We start from the raw sequence: 23114 nt of genomic DNA on the forward strand, positions 1-23114 counted from the left end.
CGCCGGACTGCTCGGACTACCCGGGCTACTCCGACTCCTCCAGCCGGAAGCCCACCTTGAGCCCCACCTGCCAGTGCGCGATCTGCCCGTTCTCGAGCTGTCCGCGCACCTGGGTCACCTCGAACCAGTCCAGGTTGCGCAGGGTCGCCGATGCCCGGCCGATGCCGTTGCGGATGGCCTGGTCGACGCCGTCGGGGGAGGTGCCGACGATCTCCGTGACCCGGTAGGTGTGGTTCGACATGCCGCTGCTCCTGATTCTGTGACGGATGTGCCGCGCGTCACTCCACCGTGCCCCAAGCGGCGGCGAAGCGCGAGACGTCGTCTCCCGCCCCGCCGCCGTCCAGGGGTGCTGCCGGTGTCAGCGCGCCACGCTCAGCGACAGCGCGAACCGGCCCGCCTCATCCGTCCACCAGTGGGTCAGGCCCAGCCCCGCCGCGAACAGTTCGGCGCGCACACCCTCCTGCCGGAACTTCGCCGACACCTCGGTGCGCAGCTCCTCGCCCGCCGCGAAGTCGACGGCGAGGCCGAGCGCCGGCACCTTCACGGTCTGCGCCGTACGGGAGCGCAGCCGCATCTCGATCCACTCGTGCTCGGCGTCCCACAGGGCCACGTGGTCGAACGCGGCGGGCTCGAAGTCGGCGCCGAGCTCGCGGTCGATCACGGTGAGCACGTTCTTGTTGAACGCGGCCGTCACCCCGGCCGCGTCGTCGTACGCGCGGACCAGCACCTCCTCGTCCTTGACCAGGTCCGTGCCCAGCAGCAGGGCGTCGCCCGGGGCGAGCAGGGCACGCACGGACGCCAGGAACGCGGCGCGCTCGGCGGGCAGCAGGTTGCCGATCGTCCCGCCGAGGAACGCCACCAGCCGGGGCCCCGGCGTGCCGGGCAGTGTCAGTTCCGCGGTGAAGTCGGCGATCAGCGCGTGCACGTCGAGCCCCGGCCGCTCGGCGGCGAGCGCCTGCCCGGCCTGGGTGAGGGCGCTCTCGCTGACGTCGACGGGGACGTAGGTGTGCAGGTCCGTCAGGGCGTCGAGCAGATGCCGCGTCTTCTCCGAGGAGCCGGAGCCGAGCTCGACCAGGGTGCGGGCCCGGGTCGCCGCGGCGATGTCGCCGGAGCGGGCGAGGAGGATCTCCCGTTCGGCGCGCGTCGGGTAGTACTCGGGCAGTTCGGTGATCTTCTCGAAGAGGTCGCTGCCGTGCGCGTCGTAGAACCACTTCGGCGGCAGCGTCTTGGGACGGCCGGTCAGACCCCGGTGGACGTCGGCGCGCAGCGCCGCGTCCGTGGCGTCCTCGGGCAGTGTGCGGGTGAGGCGGAACGGGCTCACGTACGGGGCTCCTCGGGGAGTGCGGCCACGAAGGCGTCGGTCGGCTCCTTGAGCGGCGTGAGCAGCACGTCCGTGCGGCTCGCCGCGAGCAGGGTGCGGTCGGGCACCTCCTGCCATTGCGGATCGTCGTCGTAGGGCTCGGAGGCCACGACGGTGCCGTCGCCGGGCCGGGTGAGGTACCAGAGGGTGTCGCCCCAGGCGGTCGCGGTGATGGTGTCGCCGTCGGTGAGCAGGAGGTTGAGCCGGGAACCGGGGGCAGCCGCGGCGACCTCCAGGACCGTGTCGGCCAGTGCCTGGCCCTGCTCGTCGCCGCTTCGCAGCCGGGCCAGGACCAGGGCCCAGACGAGCGCCGAGTCGTTGCGGGCCTCCAGCGACAGCAGGTCCTCCGGCGGCAGGCTGCGGGACACCGGCGCCAGCGAGCCGGGCCAGCCCTTCACCGCCCCGTTGTGACTGAACAGCCAGGTCCCCGCGGCGAACGGCGCCGCCGCGGCCTCCGCGTCCGCGCCCGACAGCGTCGCGTCCCGCACCGCCGCGAGCAGTGCGGTGGACCGTACGACCCGGGCGAGATCGGCGAACGACAGGTCCGCCCAGATCGGCCCGGCCCGGCGGTAGCGGGCCGGCGCCGGGTCGCCCTCGGCGTACCAGCCGACCCCGAAACCGTCGGCGTTGACCGTCCCGTACCGCTGCCGCCGGGGCGCCCACGACTGCCGGTACAGGCCGTGCGGGGGCTCCACGAGGAGCCGGCCCAGCGGCTCCTGCGGTCCCACGTACGCCACATGACGGCACATCAGACGTCCTCCGAACGGGCCGTGCGGAACCCGGAGAAGATCTGCCGCCGGATCGGGTAGTCCCAGTTGCGGAACGTGCCCCGGCAGGCCACCGCGTCCACGGCGAACGAACCACCGCGCAGCACCTTGTGGTCGGACCCGAAGAAGACCTCCGAGTACTCCTTGTACGGGAACGCCCTGAACCCCGGATACGGCAGGAAGTCGCTCGCCGTCCACTCCCACACGTCGCCGATCAACTGCCGTACGCCGAGCGGCGACTCGCCGGCCGGGTAGCTCCCGGCGGGCGCCGGACGCAGATGCCGCTGGCCGAGGTTGGCGTGCTCCGGGCCCGGGTCGGCGTCACCCCACGGGTAGCGCATGGAACGGTCGCCGGCCGGGTCGTACCGGGCCGCCTTCTCCCACTCGGCCTCCGTGGGCAGCCGGCGTCCCGCCCAGCGGGCGTAGGCGTCCGCCTCGTACCAGCACACGTGCAGCACCGGCTCGTCCGGCGGAACGACCTCGGTGACGCCGAAACGCCGCCGCAGCCACTGCCTGCCGTCCCGCCGCCAGAACAGCGGGGCCGAGATGGAGTTCCGGCGGATGTGAGCCCAGCCGTCCGCCGTCCACCAGCGCGGGTCGTCGTAGCCGCCGTCCTCGATGAACGCCTGGTACGCGCCGTTCGTCACCGGCGTGGTGTCGATCCGGAAGGGCGCCACCTCGCGCCGGTGGGCGGGCCGTTCGTTGTCCAGGGCCCATGGCTCGCCGGAGGTGCCCATCGTGAACGGGCCGCCCGGGACGAGGACCTCGGAGGGGCCGGTGAACAGCGGCGCCGGCTCCGGGTCGGGCGCTGTCAGCGCCTGCGGGCCCCGGCGGAGCTGATGGGTGATCAGCATGGTCTCGTCATGCTGCTGTTCGTGCTGCGCGATCATCCCGAAGGCGAACCCGGCCTCCGTCAGCCGCGTCCCGTGGAACGCGGCCTTCTCCAGCACGTCCAGCGCGCGGCCACGCACATCCGCCGCGTACGTGCGTGCCTCGGCGGGCGACAGCAGGGGCAGCTTCGGCCGCTCGGCCCGTGGGTGCTCGAACGCGTCGTAGAGGCCGTCGATCTCGGGCCGTATCGCCTCGTGCCCGGCGACGGCCCGCAGCAGCCACTGCTCCTCCTGGTTGCCGATGTGCGCCAGGTCCCACACCAGCGGCGACATCAGCGGCGAGTGCTGCGCGGTCAGGTCGGGGTCCTCGACACAGCTCGTGAGCAGGGTGGTGCGGTCGCGGGCGACGACCAGCGAGGCGACCGCGCGCTCGCGGAGAACCTCCGGGTCGGCGGTATCGGCGTCGACGGCGGGGCTGGTGTCGGTCATGAGCGCGGGTCCTTCCCGTGGGCGCGACCGTCCGTGCCGCGCTGTCGGTCGAGCAGGTCGTCGGCGGGGCAGCGACCCCGGACGACGTAGCGGTCCAGGTAGGCCGTGACGGCGTCCTTCACCTCCGGCGCGGCGCCGAGCCGGGGCAGGGCGTCCAGCGCGGCCGTGAAGCACGTGACGGCCACCTCGCGCAGCTCGGCGTCGGCCAGCCCGCTGCGGGCCGCGTCGAGCCACAGCGGGTTGTGCGGCGCGGGCAGCCCCAGCGTCCGCTCGGCCAGCGGTTTCACGGCCCGGTAGGCGGTCTCGGCGGTCTCCGGGTCGTCGAACAGCGCCGCCACCACGGCCAGCGGCACGATCCAGCCGTCGTCGCCGGGCTGCGCGTCGATCATGCGCAGTTCGAGGTGGCCGCGCGGCCTGACCGGCGGGAACAGCGTCGTGACGTGGTAGTCCAGATCCTCCCGCGTGGGCGGCCGGGGGACGCCCGTGCGGATCCACTCCCGGAAGGTGAGGCCCTCCGGGACGTCCCAGGGCCCGCCGTCGCGCCGTACGCACATCACGGGCGAGTCCAGCACGTGCCGGGACCAGGCGCCGCGCGGGTCGGCGTCCAGCGGCGGTCCGCCCGCCCGGCCGGGGCCGATCCGGGTCCACACCAGCTGCCGGGTGGACAGCCAGCCGGTCGGCCGGTGACCGGCGAGCGGGGAGTTGGCGAACGCGGCCACCAGGACCGGGCCCAGATGGTGCGCCAGCCACCAGCGGCGCACGTGACCGAGGGGCCCCGGCTCCTCGTGTCCGGCGTCCACGCACACCTGTACGGAGGCCGAGGTGCACATCATGGCGCGGCCGGAGGGACCGATGCGGTCGAGGCAGGTCTCCATGGCGTCGTAGCGCGGTTCGCGCAGGAACCGGCGGGGTTCGTGCCAGGGATCGTGGCCGAGGCCGACCAGCGTGAGGCCGTTGTCGCGCAGGACCGCGCGGACGGCGTCGAGGTCGGCGGAGACGGTGGCGATGACTTCCGTCAGTGAGCCGGCGGGGGGCGAGCTCAGCTCCAGCTGGCCGCCGGGCTCCACGGTGAGCGCCGACCTCAGGGACAGGGGCCGCAGTGCGGCGTAGGCCGCGCCGAGTCGTTCGGGTGTGACGGGGAGCTGCGGTGCGCGCAGCTCGTGGACGAGCCATTCCACCTCGACACCGAGGCGGCGCGGCGGGCCGGTCTTGAAGCAGATGCCGCGGACCAGGGCCTCGACCTCGGCTTCGGACAGGGCGGGGTGCGGCTCGGTACAGCCACCCGCCGGTGCGGTAGACGCATCGGACATGTCGGGATCCTCCTGAGATTCCACCATGCCACCGGTCCGGGCTCTTCGGCGGCCCGGGCCGGGATCACTCGTCCCACCCAAGTCCCTCGTGTCGTTCGGCACAAGGGGGCGAACCGGGGCGTTCCGGGGCGGTCATCCGGGGCGGCCGGACGTTTCCCGGCGTTTTCCCTGGTGTTCTCCGGTGGCGAAAACTCCGTTGCACCGTACGGTGGGGGCGGTGGCACTCCGGGGTGCGGGGCGCCTTCGAGAAGGCCTTCAGCTCCAGCCGTAGCGCTCCCGCAGCCGGTGCCTTACGAGGTTGAACCGCATACGGTCCAGGGCGCAGGCCTCCCGGCGCATGCCGTCCTCGTGCAGACGCAGGACCCGGTCCACGTCGACCCACGACTCGCGGCCCGACCGGTCCCACGGACCGCTGCCGATCGGCACCCACTCGCGATGGCCGTCGTGCCGCTTGCTGGACAACTGCACGGCGAGGAACGTCCCAGCAGGCTCGCGGGCGACCACGAGCACCGGGCGGTCCTTGCCGCGCCCGTCGTTCTCCTCGAAGGGCACCCACGTCCAGACGATCTCGCCGGGGTCGGGGTCGCCGTCGTGCGCGGGCGAGTACTCGGTGCGCACCCGGCCCACCTCGCGCGGATCGGCCTGGACGGTGGCGGAGGGGCCGGAGCGGCCCGGGACGTTCTCATCGGTAAACGCGGTCACGGGGGCACCCTAGAGGCTGCCCCCACGGGCCCGATCACCGAGGCATCCGCCCCTGCCGGACCGGTACGGCCGCTCAGGCGGCAGCGGAACGCTCCGTGACCGGCGGAGCCGGCCACTTCTCGTGCCAGCGCAGTTCCGCCTCCAACTGCGCGGCCACCTGCACCAGCAGCGGTTCGCTGTTCGCCGGGCCCAGCAACTGGGCCCCGACGGGCAGACCGTCCGCCGTGAAACCGGCGGGCACGTTGACGCCCGGCCAGCCCAGCACGTTCCACGGCCAGGCGTACGGGCAGGCGGCGATCATCGCCCGGTCGGTGGCGAAACCGCTGAGTTCCAGCAGGGCGCCGATCCGGGGCGGGGGAGCGGCGGTCGTGGGCGCGAGGACGACGTCGTACGAGGTGAAGAACCCGCCGATACGGCGGTGCAGGACGGTCTCCGCCCGCCGGGCCGCCCGCAGCGGCGCCCCGCCGAGCAGCCGGCCCAGCCGGGCCGAGCCCCGGGTGCGCCGGTCCAGCAGCGCCGGGAAGGGCGCCTCGGCCACCCGCTCGGCGATCCCGGCGGTCGCGCGCGGCACGAAGGTCAGCCCGATCTGCCCGTACGGCGGGTCCGCCTCCTCGACCGTGTGCCCCAAGGCCGCCAGCCGGTCGGCGAGTTCGACGACCCGGGTCCGCACCTCCGGCAGGAGCCGGGCGGGCACCGCCGTGAACGGCGGCTTGAGGGCGAGCGCGATGCGCAGCCGCCCGGGGTCGCGGCCGACGGCCGCCGAGGCGTCGACGGCCGGGGGCTTGTGCGGGTCCTGGGCGTGGTTGCCGCTCGCCGCGTCCAGCAGCAGGGCCGCGTCGGCGACCGTACGGGCCAGGGTGCCGTTGACGGTGATGCCCTGGAAGGACTCGCCGCGCGGCCAGGTGGAGACGCGGCCGCGCTGCGGCTTGATTCCGACCAGATGGGTCCACGCGGCCGGGATCCGCACCGAGCCGGCGCCGTCCGAGCCGAGCGCGGCGGGCACCAGACCGGCGGCGACCGCGGCGGCCGAGCCGCCCGAGGAGCCACCGGGCGTATGGGCCGTACTCCACGGATTGCGGGTCGCGCCGAAGGCCGGCCCCTCGGTGAAGGGCCACTGCCCGAACTCGCAGGTGTTGGTCTTGCCGACGATCACGGCCCCGGCCGCGCGCAGCCGCCGTACCGCCTCGCCGTCCTCGGCGACCGGCGGGAACTCCCCGCAGCAGCCGAAGGCGGTCGGCTCGCCGGCCACGTCCATGTCGTCCTTCACCGCCACGGGCACCCCGAGCAGCGGCTTGCTCACGCCCGCGGCCAGTTGACGGTCGGCGGCCTCGGCCTCGGCGAGCGCCGCCTCCGCCCGGACGATCCGGAAGGCGTTGATGCTGCCCTGCGTCGTCTCGATCCGCGCCAGCGCCCGCTCGACCAGCGCCCGGGACGTCACGTCCCCGGCGGCCAGCGCTCGCGCGGTCTCCGCAAGGCCTGCGGCACGGTCGAGCGTCATACGGACACCTCCGGAAGCAACTCCTCTACCGAACGGTAACGTCCGATGGCCGGTGGTGGAACGCCGACGACGGGAGTGGAATTTCACCCATCGGCCACATCTACCTCACTGGGCTCATCGGCGCTCGTTCAAACCATTGACGCCTCTCTGCCCCGCCCTTATTTTCTGAGCCCCCGCTTCTGATCGAGTTGCCGAACTTTGTTCGACATATCGACCCTCGTGTCTCAGGGAGAGCCGCCCGTGACCTCACACCCAGCCGCCCCGTCCCGCCGCACACTGCTGCGTGCCCTGGCCGCCCTGCCCGCCTCCGCGCTGCTGCTGGGCGAGGCCCCCGGACTGCTCGGCAGCGCCCTGGCCGCCGCACCGCCGAACGGCTCCGCCACCCGGTACACGATCGTGCCGTTCCTCAACAGCAACGACGGCACGGTCAACGTCTACCAGTCGGACGACGCCACCGACTTCCGGCTGCTGCGCTCCTCCGCGTACACGCCGCCGGCGGGCCGCATCCGCGACGCCAGCGTCATCAGACACACCGACGGCTACTACTACGTCACCTACACCACCCGCACCTGGCAGGACACCAGCACGACCATCGGCTTCGCCCGCAGCTCCGACCGCGTCAACTGGACGTTCCTGTACAACTACACCGTCCCCGTCGCCAACCTTTCCCGCGCCTGGGCGCCCGAATGGTTCGTCGACAGCGACGGCAGCGTCAACATCATCGTGTCCTGCTCCACCACGAACGACCAGTGGATCTTCACGCCGTACCTGCTCAGGGCCACGAACTCCGCCCTGACCGCCTGGAGTTCACCAGTGGCGCTCGCGGGCATCGGCGCCAACCACATCGACACGTTCATCGTGAAGATCGGCTCGACGTACCACGCCTTCCCGAAGAACGAGACGACGAAGTACATCGAGTACGCCACCGCCTCGAACCTCGCCGGCCCGTACACGATCCGCAGGACGGGTGACTGGGCGGGCTGGGGCAGCTACCGCGAGGGCCCGGCGCTGGTGCAGCTCGACAACGGCGGCTGGCGCATCTTCTTCGACGGCTACGGCGACGGCAACTACTACTACAGCGACAGCTACGACACCTTCGCCACCTGGACGGCACCGGCCGCACTGCCCGGGATCTCCGGCACGGCACGGCACTTCACGGTCATCAAGGAGACGGTCGCGGGCGGCCCGAGCCTGGCCCGGAACACCACCCGCTCCTTCCGGTCGGCCAACTACTCGACCCGCTACTGGCAGCAGCAGTCCTCGCTCCTCAACCTGCCCGTGGTCAGCGGCTCCAGCACCACCGCCGAGAAGCGGGCCGCCACCTTCACGGTCGTCGCCGGCCTGGCCGACGCGAGCGGCTACTCCTTCCGCGACGCGGCCGGCAACTACCTGCGCCACTGGGACTTCCGCGCCCGCTTCGACCCGAACGACGGCACGAGCACGTTCGCCAAGGACGCCACGTTCGTCCTCCGGACCGGCACGTCATCGGGCTCCGTCCGCTTCGAGTCGTACAACTACCCCGGGTACTACCTGCGCCACTACGCCTACCAGCTCCGCGTGGAACGCCCGAATGGAACGGAGTTGTTCCGGCAGGACAGTTCGTTCGTGCCGGTGGCTGCCTGGGCGTGACCTGCACCCCTGCTGACCTGGGCAATTGTGCTGGGGGTTGCGAGATACCTCCCTCCAGACGCCCGGGGGTTCTGTCCTCAGGCTGGAGCCTCTCGCAGCAGAAGTGTCAGGACAGGAATCCTTCCAGGACGAGGGTCGCCGCGCCGAGACTGACCGGGTTGCGGTCGATGGGGCAGAGACTGATCTCGGTGCCTTCCCAGGGCTCGGCGAGTGCGTAACGGGCGGCGGTGGCGCGCACGTACGGCAGGACGGCGCCTCCCAGTCTGTCGGCGACCCAGCCGGTGAGCACGATGAGCTGCGGGTTGCACAGGTTGATCAGGTCGGCGATGGCGATGCCGAGGTACTGACCGGTCGTGGCGATCACCCGTTGTGCGGCCGGGTCGCCGGCCGCGTGGGCGGTGGCCAGGGCGTTGATGGTCGCCGTCTGGTCGTCGGGGTGCAGGAGCGGGCTGTCCGGGTCGGTCTCCGCGAGGTGCTGCATGATGCCGGGTGCGCCCACGTAGGTCTCCACGCATCCGACGCATCCGCGGCGGCACTGGCGGCCGTCGATGACCAGGTTGGTGTGGCCCCATTCGCCGGCCGTGTTCGTGGCCCCGCGGTAGAGCGCCCCCTGGACGGCCAGGCCCGCGCCGACGCCGGTTCCCAGGGTGAGGACGGCGACGTTGTCGTGGCCGCGAGCGGCGCCGAACCACAGTTCGGCGACGGTGCTCGCACGCAACGGGTTGTCGAGGAAGACCGGCACATCAGGGACCCGATCGGTGAGCAGGTCCAGTAGTGGCACGTCGTTCCACTCCCAGTTCGGGGCGAAGACGGAGGCCGTGCCGTCCGGCCGTACCTGGCCGGGAATGCTGACGCCGACCCCGAGAATCCTGCCGCGATCCACCTGGGCCTGCGCGATCGCGTCGTCGACTCCGCGGACGATACGGTCCACGACGTAGCCCGGCGAGTTGGCGTGCGGGTGCAGTTCGTACTCGGCTCTGGCCAGAACCCGCAGAGCGGGATCGAAGACCTCGACGTGGACGTAGGTCTCGGCGATGTCGACGCCGATGAGCCGGGGGCCCTCGCGGGCGGGCGCGAGAAGGTTCCGCGGGCGTCCGCCTCCCGAGGCCTGCTGTCCGATCTCGGCCAGAAGCCCCAGCTCGTGCAACTCGCTGACGATGTCGGAGGCAGTGGCCACCGACAGGCCCGTGGCCGCGGCGATGTCGCGCCTGACGACGGGCGCCGAGGCGATGAGATGCCGCATCACCGCGAAACGGTTGGTCCGGCGTATGTCCTGGTACGTCCGCTTCAACGACGCCGTCCTGTGCTGGATGGAGCTGGGGAGCCTGATCGTATCCACTGGGTGTACGCCGTTGGAACTGCCGGGCACGGACTTTTTCTGACTTGTTGACGAAGGGGTGTAGTGGGCATAACCTGCGTCTCGCTCTGATCGCTGCACCACATGCCAGCGGCAGGAATTCCCCCCTCCGATTGCGTGCCTCCCACCCCGCGGGCTTCGCGTCGCGCTCATACCGGCCGCCCTCCGCGGCCGTCCACAGCGTCATCACCCGCCGTCGCGGCCTCGTCCCCGGGGTCCGGGCCCACACCCGTTCTTCACAGCAGAGGTGCCCATGTCCCCTGAGCAAAACCCGCGCAGAGCGTTCGGCCGCAGATCCTTCCTGCGCGCCTCCGGCACCGTGGCGGCGGCGGGATTCCTCGCCGCGTGCGGCGGGAACACCGGTCGCGACGGCGGCTCCACCGGCGGTAAGGCGGCGATCAGCCAGTGGTACCACCAGTACGGCGAGGCGGGCACCCAGCAGGCGGCGCTGCGGTACGCGAAGGCGTACACCAAGGCCGACGTGTCGGTGCAGTGGATCCCCGGTGACTACGCCTCCAAGCTCTCCAGCGGCCTGGTCTCCAGCAACGGCCCCGACGTCTTCGAGTTCCACCCCGACGTCCAGATGGCCAAGTCCGGGCAGATCGTGCCGCTGGACGACATCATCGCGGACGTGAAGTCCGACTTCACGGAGAAGGATCTGGCCGCCAACTCGGTCGACGGCATCCGCATGATCGACGACCCGCAGTTCCTGTACTACCGCAAGAGCCTGCTGGAGAAGGCGGGCGTCCAGCCCCCGACCACCTTCGACGAGCTGATAGACGCCTCCCGCAAGCTCGACAAGGGCGGGGTCAAGGGCCTGTACCTCGGCCTGAAGGGCGGCAGCGACATCCTGGCCAGTCCCCTGATCTGGGCCACCGGCAGCGAACTGCTCACCGCCGACCACAAGGTCGCCTTCGACACCCCGGCGACCGTCGAGGGCCTGAAGAAGATGCGCGAGCTCTACACCAGCAAGACGCTGCTGCTCGGCGCCCCCACCGACTGGTGGGATCCGTCGGCGTTCATCCAGGGCCTGACGGCGATGCAGTGGTGCGGCCTGTGGGCGATGCCCGGCATCCAGAAGGCACTGGGAGACGACTTCGGCATCGTCCCCCTGCCCGGCATCGGCAGCGCCGGCCGCCCGGTGGTCTACAACGGCGGCTGGTCCACCTACGTGAGCGCCAAGGCCAAGGATGTCGACGCGGCCAAGGCGTTCGTGAAGTGGCTGTGGATCGAGCAGACGAAGCTCCAGGAGGACTGGTGCACCTCCTACGGCTTCCACATCCCCCCGCGCAAGAGCCTGGCGGCGAAGGCCACCAAGCTGCAGAGCGGTACCGCCGCCGAGGCGGTGAAGCTCTTCGAGACCAAGGGGCACTACGACGACCCGTACTGGACCCAGGCCATGGTGACGATTTCCCAGGACATGGTGAACAACGCCGTGGTCAGCGGAAAGAACCCCGAGTCCGAGGTGGCCAAGGCCCGCACCCGGGTCGAGGCCGAACTCAAGAAGATCGCCTGAGGGGCCCTGACAGGCATGACAACCATCACCACCGGTGGCGCCCGTCCGGGCGCCACCGCGCCACCCGGCCCCGCGGCGAAGGCCAAGGCCAAGGCCAAGGCGAGACGTGACGGGCACGGGATGCGAGGCAGCACCCGCACCTTCTGGCTCTTCGCGGGCCCCTTCCTGGCCGGTCTCCTGCTGTTCGTCTACGTGCCGGTCGGCTGGAGCTTCTACCTGAGCCTCTTCCAGGCCCAGAACACGGTCACCCCGACGAAGTTCGTCGGCCTGGACAACTACGCGGACATCCTCACCGAAGGGCCGTTCACCGACAGCCTGTGGACCTTCACGCTCTTCGCGCTGATCGTCGTCCCTCTCACCTTCGTCCTGGCCCTGGCGCTCGCGCTGCTCGTCCACCGCATCCGCGTCGCCCGTGCCTTCTTCCGTTCGGTGTTCTTCATCCCCACGGCGTGCTCCTACGTCGTGGCCTCGATGGTGTGGAAGCTGTCGATCTTCAACGGGGTGCGCTTCGGTCTCGTCAACACCGTCCTGGGCTGGTTCGGGATCGAACCCGTCGCCTGGATCGGCACCGTCTCCCCGCCCTGGTACTGGCTGGTGCTGGTCACCGTACGGCTCTGGCTCCAGCTCGGCTTCTACATGATCCTCTTCCTGGCCGCCCTCCAGCAGATCCCCAAGGAACTGTACGAAGCCGCCTGGACGGACGGCGCCCGACCCGGCTGGCAGACCTTCCGGCACGTCACCCTGCCGCAACTGCGCACCACCTCGGTCGCCGTGGTGCTCCTCCTGCTGATCGCGGCCTACCAGGCGTTCGACGAGTTCTACAACCTGCTGCCCAACACCCCCTACGCACGGCCGCCGTTGGTCTACCTCTACTACACGGCCCTCGGACAGGGTCAGGACTTCGGCCACGGCAGCGCCGGGGCGCTGGTGCTGTCGGCACTCATCACGATGGTGACGCTGCTGCAGGGCAGGATCTTCGGCTTCGGAAAGGCGGACAGCTGATGGCCACCTCCACCACCACCCATGTCCGCGGCCGTCCTCGCGCAGTGAGCGGACGGGCCGGCGGCGTCGCCCTCTACACCGTCGCCGTCGTCGCGGCGCTGCTGTTCCTGGTCCCGTTCTATCTGCTGATCCGCAACAGCCTGGCCACCGACGCCGACATCACCGGGGCGAACTGGAAGTTCTTCCCGACCACGCTGCACTGGGAGAACATCTCCGAGCTGTTCAACGACCCCGCGGTTCCCATGGCGCGCAGCATGTGGAACTCCCTCGTCGTCGGGGTGCTCGGCACCGCCGGGCAGCTGCTGGTCTGCTCCCTGGGCGGCTACGCGCTCGCCCGCGTCCCGTACCGGCACGCCAGCAAGATCTTCTATGCGGTGCTGGCCACCCTCATGATCCCCAGCGCGGTCACCTTCGTGCCCAGCTTCGTCCTCGTTTCGTCACTGGGCTGGGTCTCCTCCCTGCAAGGCCTGATCGTGCCCGGCCTGTTCAGCGGCTTCACCGCCTTCCTCTTCCGGCAGTACTTCCTCGGCTTCCCCAAGGAACTGGAGGAGGCCGCCCGGATCGACGGTCTCGGAAGCTGGGGCACGTACTGGCGGATCGTCGTCCCCAACTCCCGTGGCTTCTTCTCGGCGATCGCGGTGATCACCTTCATCACCAACTGGAACGCCTTCCTTTGGCCGCTGGTCATCGGCCAGGACCAGTCCAGCTGGACCGTGCAGGTGGCCCTGTCGACCTTCACCACCGCGCAGACCGTCAACATCCACGAGCTGTTCCTCGCCGCCACCGTGTCCATCCTGCCGCTGGTGCTCGTCTTCCTCTTCCTGCAGCGATACCTGGTCGAAGGCGTCGCGCACACCGGCATCAAGGGCTGACCGCAGAGGCACCCCGGAAACCGTACAGAACGCCATTCTTCGCACCGATCCATCCCGGAGTGATCCATGCCCAATCCCGACAGCCATCCGCCGCTCGCAGGGGCCATACATCTGGACCCCAACTTCACCGTCGGCGAGGTGAACCCGCGGCTGTTCGGATCCTTCGTCGAGCACCTAGGCCGCTGCGTATACACCGGCGTCTTCGAACCGGACCACCCGAGCGCCGACGAGGACGGACTGCGCACCGACGTCCTGGCCCTGATCCGGGAACTGGGCGTCACCATGGTCCGCTACCCCGGCGGCAACTTCGTCTCCGGCTACCGCTGGGAAGACGGAGTCGGCCCGGTGGAGCAGCGGCCGCGCCGGCTCGACGGCGCCTGGCGGACCGTCGAGACGAACCGGTTCGGGCTGAACGAGTTCATGCGCTTCGCGGCCAAGGCCGATGTCGAGCCGATGCAGGCCGTCAACCTCGGCACCCGCGGCCTGCAGGAGGCACTCGACCTCCTGGAGTACACCAACCACCCCTCCGGCACGGCCTTGTCCGAGTTGCGCCGCTCGCACGGCGTGGACAAGCCGCACGGCATCCGGCTGTGGTGCCTGGGCAACGAGATGGACGGCCCCTGGCAGCTCGGCCACAAGAGCGCCGACGAGTACGGCCGCCTCGCCGCCGTCACCGCCAAGGCCATGCGCGATGTCGACCCCGGCCTGGAACTGGTCGCCTGCGGAAGCTCCAACCGCTCCATGCCGACCTTCGGCGCCTGGGAGGCGACGGTCCTGGAGCACACGTACGACCTCGTCGACTTCATCTCCTGCCACGCCTACTACGAGGAGAGCGACGGCGACGCCGACAGCTTCCTCGCCTCGGCCGCCGACATGGAGGCCTTCATCGACGGGGTGGTCGCCACCGCCGACCACATCGGGGCCAAGCGCCGCTCCGGCAAGCGGATCAACCTCTCCTTCGACGAGTGGAACGTCTGGTACCAGAGCCGGCCGGTCAACAACACCGACACCCCTGACTGGAGCGTGGCCCCGCGCCAGCTCGAGGACGTCTACACCGTCACCGACGCCGTCGTGGTCGGCAGCCTGCTGATCACCCTGCTGCGCCACTGCGACCGCGTCACCGCGGCCTGCCTCGCCCAGCTCGTGAACGTCATCGCCCCCATCATGACCGAGCCCGGCGGCCCGGCCTGGCGGCAGACCATCTTCCACCCCTTCGCCGACGCGGCCCGCCACGGCCGCGGCCAGGTGCTCCGGCTCGCCCTGGACAGCCCCGTCCACGACACCGCCCGCTACGGCGAGGTGCCCCTGCTGCACGCGACCGCCGTCCAGCAGGAGGACGGGACGCTCACCGTCCTCGCCGTCAACCGGGACACCACGAGGCCGCTCGAACTCACCGCCGACCTGCGGGCGTTCAGCCCGGTGGCCGGCCAGGTGACGCACACCGCCCTGGCCGACCCCGACCGCCACGCGGCCAACACGCTCCAGCACCAGGACCGCGTGACGCCGAAGCCGGTGACCGGCACCGTCACGGACGGCGGACGGCTGAGCGCCCTGCTGCCGCCGATGTCCTGGAACACCATCACCATCCCGCTCGCCCCCTGAGCGGCCCCAGGATCCCACCGCTCGACCCGCAACTCCCCGCACAATCCCCGAACCTCGACGGAGAGGTGACACCATGTCCGACACCACATCACACCGCACACCGCCACCGCGCGCCCGATGGCGGACCACCATGGCCGCGTTCCTGACCCTGCTGGGCAGCCTCGCCGCCCTGCTCGTGCCCGCCACACAGGCACACGCGGCCACGGTGACCTTCACGACGGGCGCCGCACGAACCGACCAGAACGGCAACGCCCTGCAGTTGCACGGGCTCGGCATCGTCAAGGTCGGCGACACCTGGTACGGCTTCGGCGAGGACAAGACCGGAAAGACGTCGGCGGACACGTCGTTCGAGGACATCACCTGCTACACCTCGACCGACCTGGCGAACTGGAACTACCAGGGCCAGGCCCTCAGCAGGCAGAGCAGCGGGGACCTGGGACCGAGCCGGATCGTGGAGCGGCCGAAGGTCATCTACAACAAGTCGACCAGCACGTACGTGATGTACATGCACATCGACAGCACCAACTACGCCGAGGCCAGGGTCGGCGTGGCCACGAGCAGCACACCGTGCGGCCCGTACACCTACCGGGGCAGCTTCCGGCCGATGGGCAACCTCAGCCGTGACATCGGCCTGTTCCAGGACACCGACGGCACCGCCTACCTGATGAGCGAGGACCGCAACAACGGCCTGCGCGTCTACAAGCTGTCCGCCGACTACCTGTCCGTCGACAGCGTGGTGACGACCCTGGGCAGCGGCGGCAGCAGCGGCAGCGTCGAGTCGCCCGCCATGGTGAAGATCGGCGGCATGTACTACGTCTTCGGCTCCCACCTGACCGGCTGGAGCCTGAACGACAACATCTACGCCACCGCCACGTCACTGAGCGGCCCCTGGTCGGCGTTCCGGAACTTCGCCGCTCCCGGTACCAAGACCTACGGCAGTCAGACGGCGAACGTCATCACGGTCCAGGGCACCTCCGGCACCACGTACATCTACGCCGGTGACCGCTGGGACACCTCCAACCTGGGCGCGTCGAAGCTGATCTGGCTGCCGCTGACCATCCGGGGCACGACGGTGAACCTCGGTCAGTACCCGACCTGGTCCCTCAACGTGGACGCGGGCACATGGTCGGCCGGCAGCGGGATCCCGTCGGAAGGGGTCCACACGCTGAAGAACGTCGGCAGCTCGATGCTGATGGACGTCGCCAGCGGCTCCACCGCGACCGGCGCCAAGATCATCCAGTGGCCGTCCACCGGCGGTACCAACCAGCAGTGGACCCTCACCCGGGTGGCGGACAACATCTTCACGCTCAAGAGCGTCAAGAGCGGCCTGTGCCTGGACGTCCCGAGCCGGTCGACCACCGCCGGCGTCCAGTTGCAGCAGTGGACCTGCAACGGCGGGACGAACCAGCAGTGGGCCCTGGACCTGACCGGCAGCTACACCGGCAGCAACTACATGCTGGTGAACATCGACAGCGGCCTGCACATCGGTGTCGCGGGCTCGACCACCCAGGGAGCGGCGGTGGACCAGGAGCTCGGCGGCAGCGCGAGCGTCAACAGCGAGACCTGGACTCTTTCCTGACCGCGTGCCCCGGCGACCCCGCCATCGAAGGGGGCGCCGGGGCACTGCCCGTACACCGAAGTGATGCGGCGCCATCCGTGACAGGTAACGGGTGGGCGGTGGGTCGCCACGGGGTCGCCCGTTACGACCCGCCGCAGCCGGCCCCGCCGTATACGAAGGCGCGGCCCGATCGGCACCCCTACAACTTTCCCGACACCTTCAAACGTCTACGACCGGTTGGTTCTATTCGATGTGTGGTCCGCTGTCATGCGGTCCTCAAGGAAGAGGCCCCACTCATGATGCGTAGTGCAGGCGAGCAGGAAGAGCCCCATGTGGGTTCCGTCGAGGACCCGGCGACCGTCTCCCGCAGGGGAATGCTCAAGGGCGTGATCATCGCCGCCGGAACGGCGGCGGCCGGGATGGGGGCGACATGGCCCGCCTACGCCGCGGACGCCTCCGTCAGAGCGACCTCGCCGGACGGCAGGACGGTCCTCACCTTGTCGGTGGTGGGCGGAGCGCTCCAGTGGTCCGTCCTGCGCAGCGGCACCACGGTGATCGCCACCTCGCCCCTCGGTCTCAGGCTGAGCAACGGGACGACCCTCGGCAGCAACGTGACGGTGACCCAGAACCAGCACTGGACCACCAACACCACCTGGAATCCGGTCTACGGCCGCAACTCGACCGTTACCGACAACTACCAGGAGCAGCGCTGGAACCTCCAGGACACTGTCTCCGGGGTCCGCTTCAGCGTCCAGGCCCGCGCCTACAACGCCGGCGTCGCCCTCCGCTACGTCCTGCTCGACACCGGCACCGCCACGATCTCCGACGAGCTGACGACGTTCACCTTCCCGGACAGGACGCTGGTCTACAGCGCCCGTGACGAGGCCGACTACGTCCCGCTCGCCCCCGGTTCCATCCCGGTCACCGGCACCTCCGGCACGGACAACGGCCCTCTGACCGACCTGCCGCTGACCGCGACCCTGCCCAGTGGGGTCATCGCGTGCGTCTGCGAGTCCTCCCGGGTGAACTTCCCCCGGATGATGCTCAGTTCCGTCTCCGGGCAGCCCAACGCCCTGTCCGCCTTCCTGATGGAGCACACCGCACGCGGCAGCGGCCCGGTCGCGACGACCTCCACCGTCACCACGCCGTTCGCGACGCCGTGGCGCGCGGTGGTGATCGGGTCGACCCACGCCGAGCTGGTCGACAACGCCGAACTGGTGCTCAACCTGGCCCCACCGAACGCCCTGGCCGACACCTCGTGGATCAAGCCCGGCAAGGTCTTCCGCTGCGAGCTCACCACCGACGCCGGCATCCAGGGCGTCGACTTCGCCGTCGCGCGCGGCTTGCAGTACATCGAGTACGACGGCGGATGGTACGGACCGGTCACCTCGCCCGCCAGGCAGCCGATTCCCGAGATCGACCTTCCCTCGGTCGTCTCCTATGCCACCGACCACGGCATCGGGGTCATCCTCTACGTGGACCGCAGCGCGGTGGGCGACGCGGACTCACTGTTCGCCCTCTACAAGAGCTGGGGCATAGCGGGCGTCAAGCTCGGCTTCATCCTCGACGGCACCCAGGCGATGACCAACCAGATCACCGGCTGGGCGAAGACGGCCGCGAAGTACCAGCTGCTGATCGACATGCACGACGACGTCCGGCCGTTCGGCTACGAGCGCACCTACCCGAACTGGATCAGCCTGGAGGGCGTCCGCGGCAACGAGAACTTCCCGACCGCCACGCACAACGTGACGCTGCCCTTCGCCCGCAACATCGGCGGCCCGTTGGACTACACGATCTGCTACGGCCAGTCCCGCAACAAGACCACGAACGCCCACCAGATGGCGATGGCCGCGGTGTACTACCAGCCGCTGAACTTCCTCTTCTGGTATGACAAGCAGACGTCCAAGTACGCCAACCCCGCGAACTGGCCGGGCCTGCCCTGGTTCAACGCCGTCCCCACGACCTGGGACGTGAGCCGAACCCTGGCCGGATCGATCGGCCAGTTCGTCGCCGTGGCCCGCCGGCGGGGGACCACCTGGTACCTGGGGGCGATGACCAACGAGACGGCCCGGACGCTGTCGCTCCCGCTGTCGTTCCTGGACAGCGGTGTCAGTTACACCGCCACCGTCTGCGCCGACGGCACGCCGGGCACCAGCCCGTACCAGACCCCGGTCGTGGTCAGTACCCGGACCGTCACCTCGGCCACGACGCTGGACGTGGCCATGGCCCCCGCGGGCGGCCAGGCGATCATCCTCAAGCCGAGCTGACAGGCCGTCCCCTGAGGGCGTCGGCCTCGTCACGCCCGCTGCCGGGCCTGGGCTTCTCCGCTCCGGCCCGGCACTCGCCTGAGGAGGTTCGTACGCCCTCGTCGCACACGAAGGCACTCCGCCCGCTGATCGACTTGCGGACGATCAGGTTGTTCATCTCCTGATGTGATCAGCGGATTGACCACTTCTTCTGCCGGGGCCCGGCGACGGCGACGTACAACCGCATCAGTAGCGGGTACCGGCGGTTGTGGTAAGCGGACAGGAAACTCCTTCGGCATCCCCGGCCAGCCGGGCGACCCCCTGGTCGGCCGCAGCAGCCGGCCGCCTGGCGGCCGACCGAACCCGTGTTCTTCAGCCACTTTCCAGCACCGCGTCGTCGTCGTTCGGATAGGTCGAGACGATCTTCCCTTTCCAGCGCGGGGGGCCCGGGCCGAGGCAGGTGTCGTGCCGCCGGCTTCGTCGACGTTGTAGATGGTGGAGAAGGCGTCGACGAAGATGCCGGTCCACGCGCCGTCGGGGTCCTTGAACGCCGGGTGGACGCGGGAGAAGCCAGCCGGCTTGCAGGGGAGCAGGGCGTCTTCGTGCTTCCAGCGGGGGAAGTCCTGCATGGTCTGCAGTTGTACGACATCCGGGACGAGGGAGCCGGTGGCGAGCTGGTTGTCTTTGCGGGCGTCGTGGAACTTGCTGTAGTCCACGACGATGTTGAGCGTGATGCCGGGGCACGCCTTCTCGAAGGCGGCGCAGCGTCATTCGCCTACATCGGAATGCTGAGCTACAGCACGAAGGCCGGCGCCAAGGAGCGTGCGGTGGCACTCGCGAGCGCGACGGATACCCCTTCGCCACCACCTATGAGGGCGCCGCGGAGCACGACTACGACGCGGACGCGAAGAAGTTCAACTTCTCTGTGAAACCGATCGCAGAGGAAGACAACGGTGCGGGCGGCAACCTGCTCATCAGCTTCTATGCCAAGAACCGGATCATCGACGGAATGGAAGACGGCTTCATCGTGAAGATCGTCTCCTGACGCGCCGACGGCGGGGGTGCCGAGCTGTCGGCACCCCGCCCTTGACGGTGTTCAGGCCGTCGCGGGCCAGAACTGCACAAGGTACTTCTCCATGCCTTCGCCCGTACCTTCCTGCTCCGACAGTGCCGCAGCCTCCCTGCGCCCGGCACAGCTCACCCGCACCCGCCAGGAGCCCCCCGAATCGGCAAGCGTGATCACGTCATCGGCGCGCCCCAAGCCCATGGACCACACGGCCACTTCCCCAGTGGTCGACTCGAAGTCGGCCTCAGCCTGCTCGTCCCACCGCGAGGAATCCTGCACGGGCGGCTCCCCGTCCCATACCTCCACGGTGACCGCAGCGGTGTGCGTGTGGCCGCCACTGCAGATGTCGAGACGCCCCGGAAAGGCGTTCAGGAACACGCCCTGCGCGAAGTCGTCAGGGAACGGGACGGGCAGATCACCGTCATCGGACTCCTGAAACCCGAAGCCGTGATACCCCACATCCGCATCGAGGTTCTGCTGCCGGACAAGCTCGGCCATAAGAGCCCCTTCGGCATGACAAACGACTGGTCATCCCCGTGATCCTAAGTCGCCGCTCCCGAGAGCACATAGGCATTGGCTTCCGGGCCGGTGGGCAGCCTTCCCTGACCCATCACAAGATGGCTGGTCCTGACTCCTGAACTGAGGTTGGCAAAGGCTCACTGTGCTATGTAGGGGCGATGACGGTGATCAACACCTGCGGCAGGCCGTTCGACGCGGTGCTGTGCGACCTGGACAACGTGATCCGCTTCTATGACCTGACCCGATTGGCGGGGCTGGAACAGATGGCTGGACTGGCCGAGGGAACGACCACGAGGGTGGCCTATGCGCCGGAGATAGACCTGCCGCTGCTCCTCGGAAAGATCAGCAAGGAGGAGTGGGTGGAGGCCATCGTGCTGGGACTCGCGGGTGAAATCTCGGAGCCTCAGGCCCGTGAGCTGGGAACGGCACTGGCTGAGGCGCCTTTCTGGGCTGACGAGGTGGTGGTCACGATGCTTCGCCGGATGCGGGAACACATGCCGCTCGTCCTGGTGACCAACGCAACCCTGGAGTTGGAGAGCGACCTCGCATCGCTGGGACTGTCCGACCTCGCAGACCATGTCGTCAGCAGCGCCCGGGTCGGAGTAGTCAAGCCCGACCGCGAAATCTATGAAATCGCTGCCAAGAGAGCGGAGACCGACATTGAACGTTGTCTCTTCATCGACGACCGGCTGGAGAACATCGAGGCTGCTGTCGCGCTGGGGATGACGGGTCTGCACTATCGCAAGCCGGAGGACCTGCAGAAGGCGTTGAGCTTCGCGCTTGATGCCTGAGGCTGCACAGGTTCAATCGGAGGGCCCGACGCCCGTGAGGGTGACGGGCCCGGAGATCGGTGACGGAACCAGATCAACCGCAACCACCCCTTTGGCGACCGCCGCTGACGCGACGAACCGGGACGGATCGCAGGGGTGGTATCGCCCCTGCAGCTTGCGGACGGTACTCCAGCCGCCGTCGCAGGCGGTCAGATAGGCGGCCCGCAGCGTGCGTTCGTCGCCGTTCGGGCCGCGCACGGTGGCCGTGACGCCCGTGCCGTCCTGTACCAGGCCCATCAGCTCGTGCCCGTAGCGGACACGCATCCCGTGGCTGAGGAGACGCTCTTCGAGTAGCTCCTCGACCCGCGCCTGCGGAATGCCGACCCGGTAGGGGCGCCGGGCCGACCAGCCGTCGTATCGGAGCGGCACGGGCAGCCTGGCGAAGTGCCCCTCAGCGACGGTGGCGATGGCGCGCTGATGCGCGTCGTCGAGCGGGCCGCGCAGGTCGAGCACCTCGGCGGTGCGGGGCTGGAGGTTGACGGCCTTTGCCTGGACGCGGCGCTCGGGCAGTTTGTCCAGCACCCCAAGGTCGACGCCCGCCAGCGCCAGCTCGGCGGCGAGCAGCAGCCCGGTCGGGCCGCTGCCGACCACCACGACGTCGGTCTTCTTCATGATTTCGTCTCGCTGACGCCGGTAATTCGCACGCTGAGGTGCGTTCGGCGCATCCGCCGAACGCCGGAGATCTACTTTCTCCGTCATCGGCAGAGCGTGCCGGCGAGGCGTTGGCAAAGTTGGCAAAGGAGAGACCGGAAGACCTGTCGGTCATTTTCCGGCCCGCCTTCAGCGGGGGTCGAGCCCCCGTTCCCGGGCCGCCGCTCCGAAGTAGTCGCCCCCCTTGCGCTTGGGGTCGTCGGTGCCCCAGGCCTGTTCGCCGTCGGCGGCGGAGCGGTCCGTGCCGTTGGTGTTCTGCCGGAGGGGGACTCTGACCATCCTCGGTATGTGCTTCGAGCAGTGGATGTATGCCTCTTCGACCTCGACCTCCACCCACACGTGGGGGCGGCGGCCGGGTACCGGGTCGACCGGCAGGTCCGGAATCCTCAGGCGCATCATGTCGTCGGTGACCAGCTGTGCGCGGCCGTTGACATGGAGGCCGATGCGGTCCTGGGAGAAATCGATCATCAGCATGCCGATGTGCGGGTTCTCCCGGATGTTGCCGAGCGAGGCCATGACGCCGTTCCCCCGGTACTCGGGGTATGCCAGGGTCGCGTCGTCGAGTACCCGGAGGAAGCCTGGCGGGCCGGCCCGGAATGTGCTGTCGCATTCGCCGCGGCTGTCCGAGGTCGCGAGGAAGAACATCTCCTGGCGGGCCACGAACTCCCGCATCCGCGGGTTGAGCCGGTGCAGGACCTGATCGTCGTAGAACCGGTCGGCGCGGGCGACGGTGCCCAGCTCCCGCTGGACCTGGTGCTCGCCGTGGCTTCCGGGCCGGTCTGCCCGCTCATCGTGGTGCAACGGTCCTCCTGACAGGGATTTCGGCAGGGCGGCAGCTCGTTGAGCCGTGGAGTCGGGACTCGTGTCCCTGTCCGGGCCCTGCTCTCGGTGTTCACCTCGGCGTACGTGACTGATTTGGTCACCTGGATGGCCGAAAATCGTCATCGGCCATGGACGAGACTAGAGCAGACGCCCGCACGGCACGCAGCGGGACGACATCCCCGCCGAACGACCACCGCAGGAGCCGGGCCAGGGCCACGGGGGACGGACGGGGGGTGTCCCCACCCGTGAGCGGTGGCTCGCCGGATGGGCGGCGGCCCGCGCAACGAGTGATCGTGTACGCACGGGTCTCCCGCTCGCCGGGTGACCGCTTGACGGACCGTGAAGGGGGAACAGTGAAGCGTCCTACGGAGCACGCTCCGGACCGCCGTACGCTGCTGGCCGGTATGGCGGCGGCAGCCGGTGCGGTAACGGTGTGGGGTACTGCGGGGAAGGCCGTCGCGGGCGGGTGGAGGGGGCCGGTGGGGAAC

General features: G+C 69.8%; 20 protein-coding genes and 1 pseudogene. 8 read left to right on the plus strand and 13 right to left on the minus strand.

Annotated elements, in window-relative coordinates; all coding sequences use genetic code 11:
• Positions 1–25: 25 nt before the first annotated feature.
• The 7 genes from AOQ53_RS17525 to AOQ53_RS17555 all read right to left on the minus strand — a co-directional run bounded on the left by AOQ53_RS17525 (position 26) and on the right by AOQ53_RS17555 (position 6956).
• Positions 26–241: a dodecin gene (locus AOQ53_RS17525; RefSeq protein ID WP_059418351.1), complete on the minus strand. Its 216-nt coding sequence runs from the start codon at positions 239–241 to the stop codon at positions 26–28.
• Between the two features lie 117 nt (positions 242–358).
• Positions 359–1321, minus strand: coding sequence for an L-histidine N(alpha)-methyltransferase (gene egtD, locus AOQ53_RS17530; RefSeq protein WP_059418353.1), 963 nt, complete (start codon positions 1319–1321; stop codon positions 359–361).
• Positions 1318–2109: an ergothioneine biosynthesis protein EgtC gene (egtC, locus tag AOQ53_RS17535; protein WP_059418354.1), complete on the minus strand. Its 792-nt coding sequence runs from the start codon at positions 2107–2109 to the stop codon at positions 1318–1320. The genes egtD and egtC overlap by 4 nt, the downstream gene beginning before the upstream one ends.
• Positions 2109–3446 carry an ergothioneine biosynthesis protein EgtB gene (gene egtB, locus AOQ53_RS17540; RefSeq protein WP_059418355.1) on the minus strand — a complete coding sequence of 446 codons (1338 nt, stop codon included), beginning with the start codon at positions 3444–3446 and terminating at the stop codon, positions 2109–2111. Before egtB ends, egtC begins: the two co-directional genes overlap by 1 nt.
• The gene (gene egtA / locus AOQ53_RS17545) at positions 3443–4756 is read right to left on the minus strand and encodes an ergothioneine biosynthesis glutamate--cysteine ligase EgtA (protein ID WP_059418356.1); all 1314 of its coding nucleotides are present in this window, start codon (positions 4754–4756) and stop codon (positions 3443–3445) included. The genes egtB and egtA overlap by 4 nt, the downstream gene beginning before the upstream one ends.
• Before the next feature lie 255 nt (positions 4757–5011).
• Positions 5012–5458, minus strand: a complete 447-nt coding sequence (locus AOQ53_RS17550) for a type II toxin-antitoxin system PemK/MazF family toxin (protein ID WP_059418357.1) — start codon at positions 5456–5458, stop codon at positions 5012–5014.
• Positions 5459–5531: 73 nt separating this feature from the next.
• On the minus strand, positions 5532–6956 hold the full coding sequence (locus AOQ53_RS17555) for an amidase (RefSeq protein ID WP_059418360.1): 1425 nt from the start codon (positions 6954–6956) through the stop codon (positions 5532–5534).
• A gap of 240 nt (positions 6957–7196) precedes the next feature.
• Here AOQ53_RS17555 and AOQ53_RS17560 point away from each other — a divergent pair, with 240 nt between their 5' ends.
• Complete coding sequence (locus AOQ53_RS17560; RefSeq protein WP_059418362.1) at positions 7197–8585, plus strand: glycoside hydrolase family 43 protein; 1389 nt, start codon at positions 7197–7199, stop codon at positions 8583–8585.
• Between the two features lie 106 nt (positions 8586–8691).
• Here the strand turns inward: AOQ53_RS17560 and AOQ53_RS17565 are convergent, their stop codons facing one another.
• Positions 8692–9876, minus strand: a complete 1185-nt coding sequence (locus AOQ53_RS17565) for an ROK family transcriptional regulator (protein WP_059418364.1) — start codon at positions 9874–9876, stop codon at positions 8692–8694.
• A 319-nt stretch (positions 9877–10195) separates the two neighbouring features.
• Here AOQ53_RS17565 and AOQ53_RS17570 point away from each other — a divergent pair, with 319 nt between their 5' ends.
• From AOQ53_RS17570 to AOQ53_RS17595, 6 genes are all read left to right on the plus strand, one after another.
• Complete coding sequence (locus AOQ53_RS17570; protein ID WP_059418366.1) at positions 10196–11458, plus strand: ABC transporter substrate-binding protein; 1263 nt, start codon at positions 10196–10198, stop codon at positions 11456–11458.
• A gap of 15 nt (positions 11459–11473) precedes the next feature.
• Positions 11474–12460, plus strand: coding sequence for a carbohydrate ABC transporter permease (locus tag AOQ53_RS17575; RefSeq protein ID WP_059418367.1), 987 nt, complete (start codon positions 11474–11476; stop codon positions 12458–12460).
• Positions 12460–13332: a carbohydrate ABC transporter permease gene (locus AOQ53_RS17580; protein ID WP_078945360.1), complete on the plus strand. Its 873-nt coding sequence runs from the start codon at positions 12460–12462 to the stop codon at positions 13330–13332. The genes AOQ53_RS17575 and AOQ53_RS17580 overlap by 1 nt, the downstream gene beginning before the upstream one ends.
• A 66-nt stretch (positions 13333–13398) precedes the next feature.
• The gene (arfA, locus tag AOQ53_RS17585) at positions 13399–14934 is read left to right on the plus strand and encodes an arabinosylfuranosidase ArfA (protein WP_059418369.1); all 1536 of its coding nucleotides are present in this window, start codon (positions 13399–13401) and stop codon (positions 14932–14934) included.
• A gap of 73 nt (positions 14935–15007) precedes the next feature.
• Entirely contained in the window at positions 15008–16513 is a 1506-nt protein-coding gene (locus tag AOQ53_RS17590) for an RICIN domain-containing protein (RefSeq protein ID WP_059418371.1), read from the plus strand.
• Between the two features lie 275 nt (positions 16514–16788).
• Positions 16789–18759, plus strand: a complete 1971-nt coding sequence (locus tag AOQ53_RS17595) for a glycoside hydrolase family 97 protein (RefSeq protein WP_236711715.1) — start codon at positions 16789–16791, stop codon at positions 18757–18759.
• Here AOQ53_RS17595 and AOQ53_RS44680 read toward each other — a convergent pair.
• From AOQ53_RS44680 to AOQ53_RS17610, 3 genes and pseudogenes are all read right to left on the minus strand, one after another.
• A complete protein-coding gene (locus tag AOQ53_RS44680) occupies positions 18746–18916 on the minus strand; it encodes a hypothetical protein (RefSeq protein WP_167745730.1) in 171 nt (56 codons plus the stop codon). The two genes, AOQ53_RS17595 and AOQ53_RS44680, sit on opposite strands and share 14 nt — an antisense overlap.
• A gap of 206 nt (positions 18917–19122) precedes the next feature.
• Positions 19123–19499 (minus strand): annotated as a pseudogene (locus AOQ53_RS41205) (ABC transporter substrate-binding protein); the annotation flags it as partial.
• 335 nt (positions 19500–19834) lie between these two features.
• Positions 19835–20302 carry a hypothetical protein gene (locus AOQ53_RS17610; protein WP_059418375.1) on the minus strand — a complete coding sequence of 156 codons (468 nt, stop codon included), beginning with the start codon at positions 20300–20302 and terminating at the stop codon, positions 19835–19837.
• Positions 20303–20481: 179 nt separating this feature from the next.
• On the opposite strand from AOQ53_RS17610, the gene AOQ53_RS17615 reads away from it, so the two are divergent.
• Positions 20482–21114 carry an HAD family hydrolase gene (locus AOQ53_RS17615; protein ID WP_059418377.1) on the plus strand — a complete coding sequence of 211 codons (633 nt, stop codon included), beginning with the start codon at positions 20482–20484 and terminating at the stop codon, positions 21112–21114.
• A gap of 12 nt (positions 21115–21126) precedes the next feature.
• Here AOQ53_RS17615 and AOQ53_RS17620 read toward each other — a convergent pair whose 3' ends face one another.
• Both AOQ53_RS17620 and AOQ53_RS17625 read right to left on the minus strand, forming a co-directional pair.
• Positions 21127–21852 (minus strand): FAD-dependent monooxygenase, encoded by a 726-nt coding sequence (locus AOQ53_RS17620; RefSeq protein WP_236711716.1) that lies wholly within the window; start codon positions 21850–21852, stop codon positions 21127–21129.
• Positions 21853–21933: 81 nt separating this feature from the next.
• Positions 21934–22605 carry a pyridoxamine 5'-phosphate oxidase family protein gene (locus tag AOQ53_RS17625; RefSeq protein WP_059418380.1) on the minus strand — a complete coding sequence of 224 codons (672 nt, stop codon included), beginning with the start codon at positions 22603–22605 and terminating at the stop codon, positions 21934–21936.
• Positions 22606–23114 lie beyond the last annotated feature (509 nt).

This window comes from Streptomyces azureus, from assembly GCF_001270025.1.
GTDB lineage: Bacteria > Actinomycetota > Actinomycetes > Streptomycetales > Streptomycetaceae > Streptomyces > Streptomyces azureus.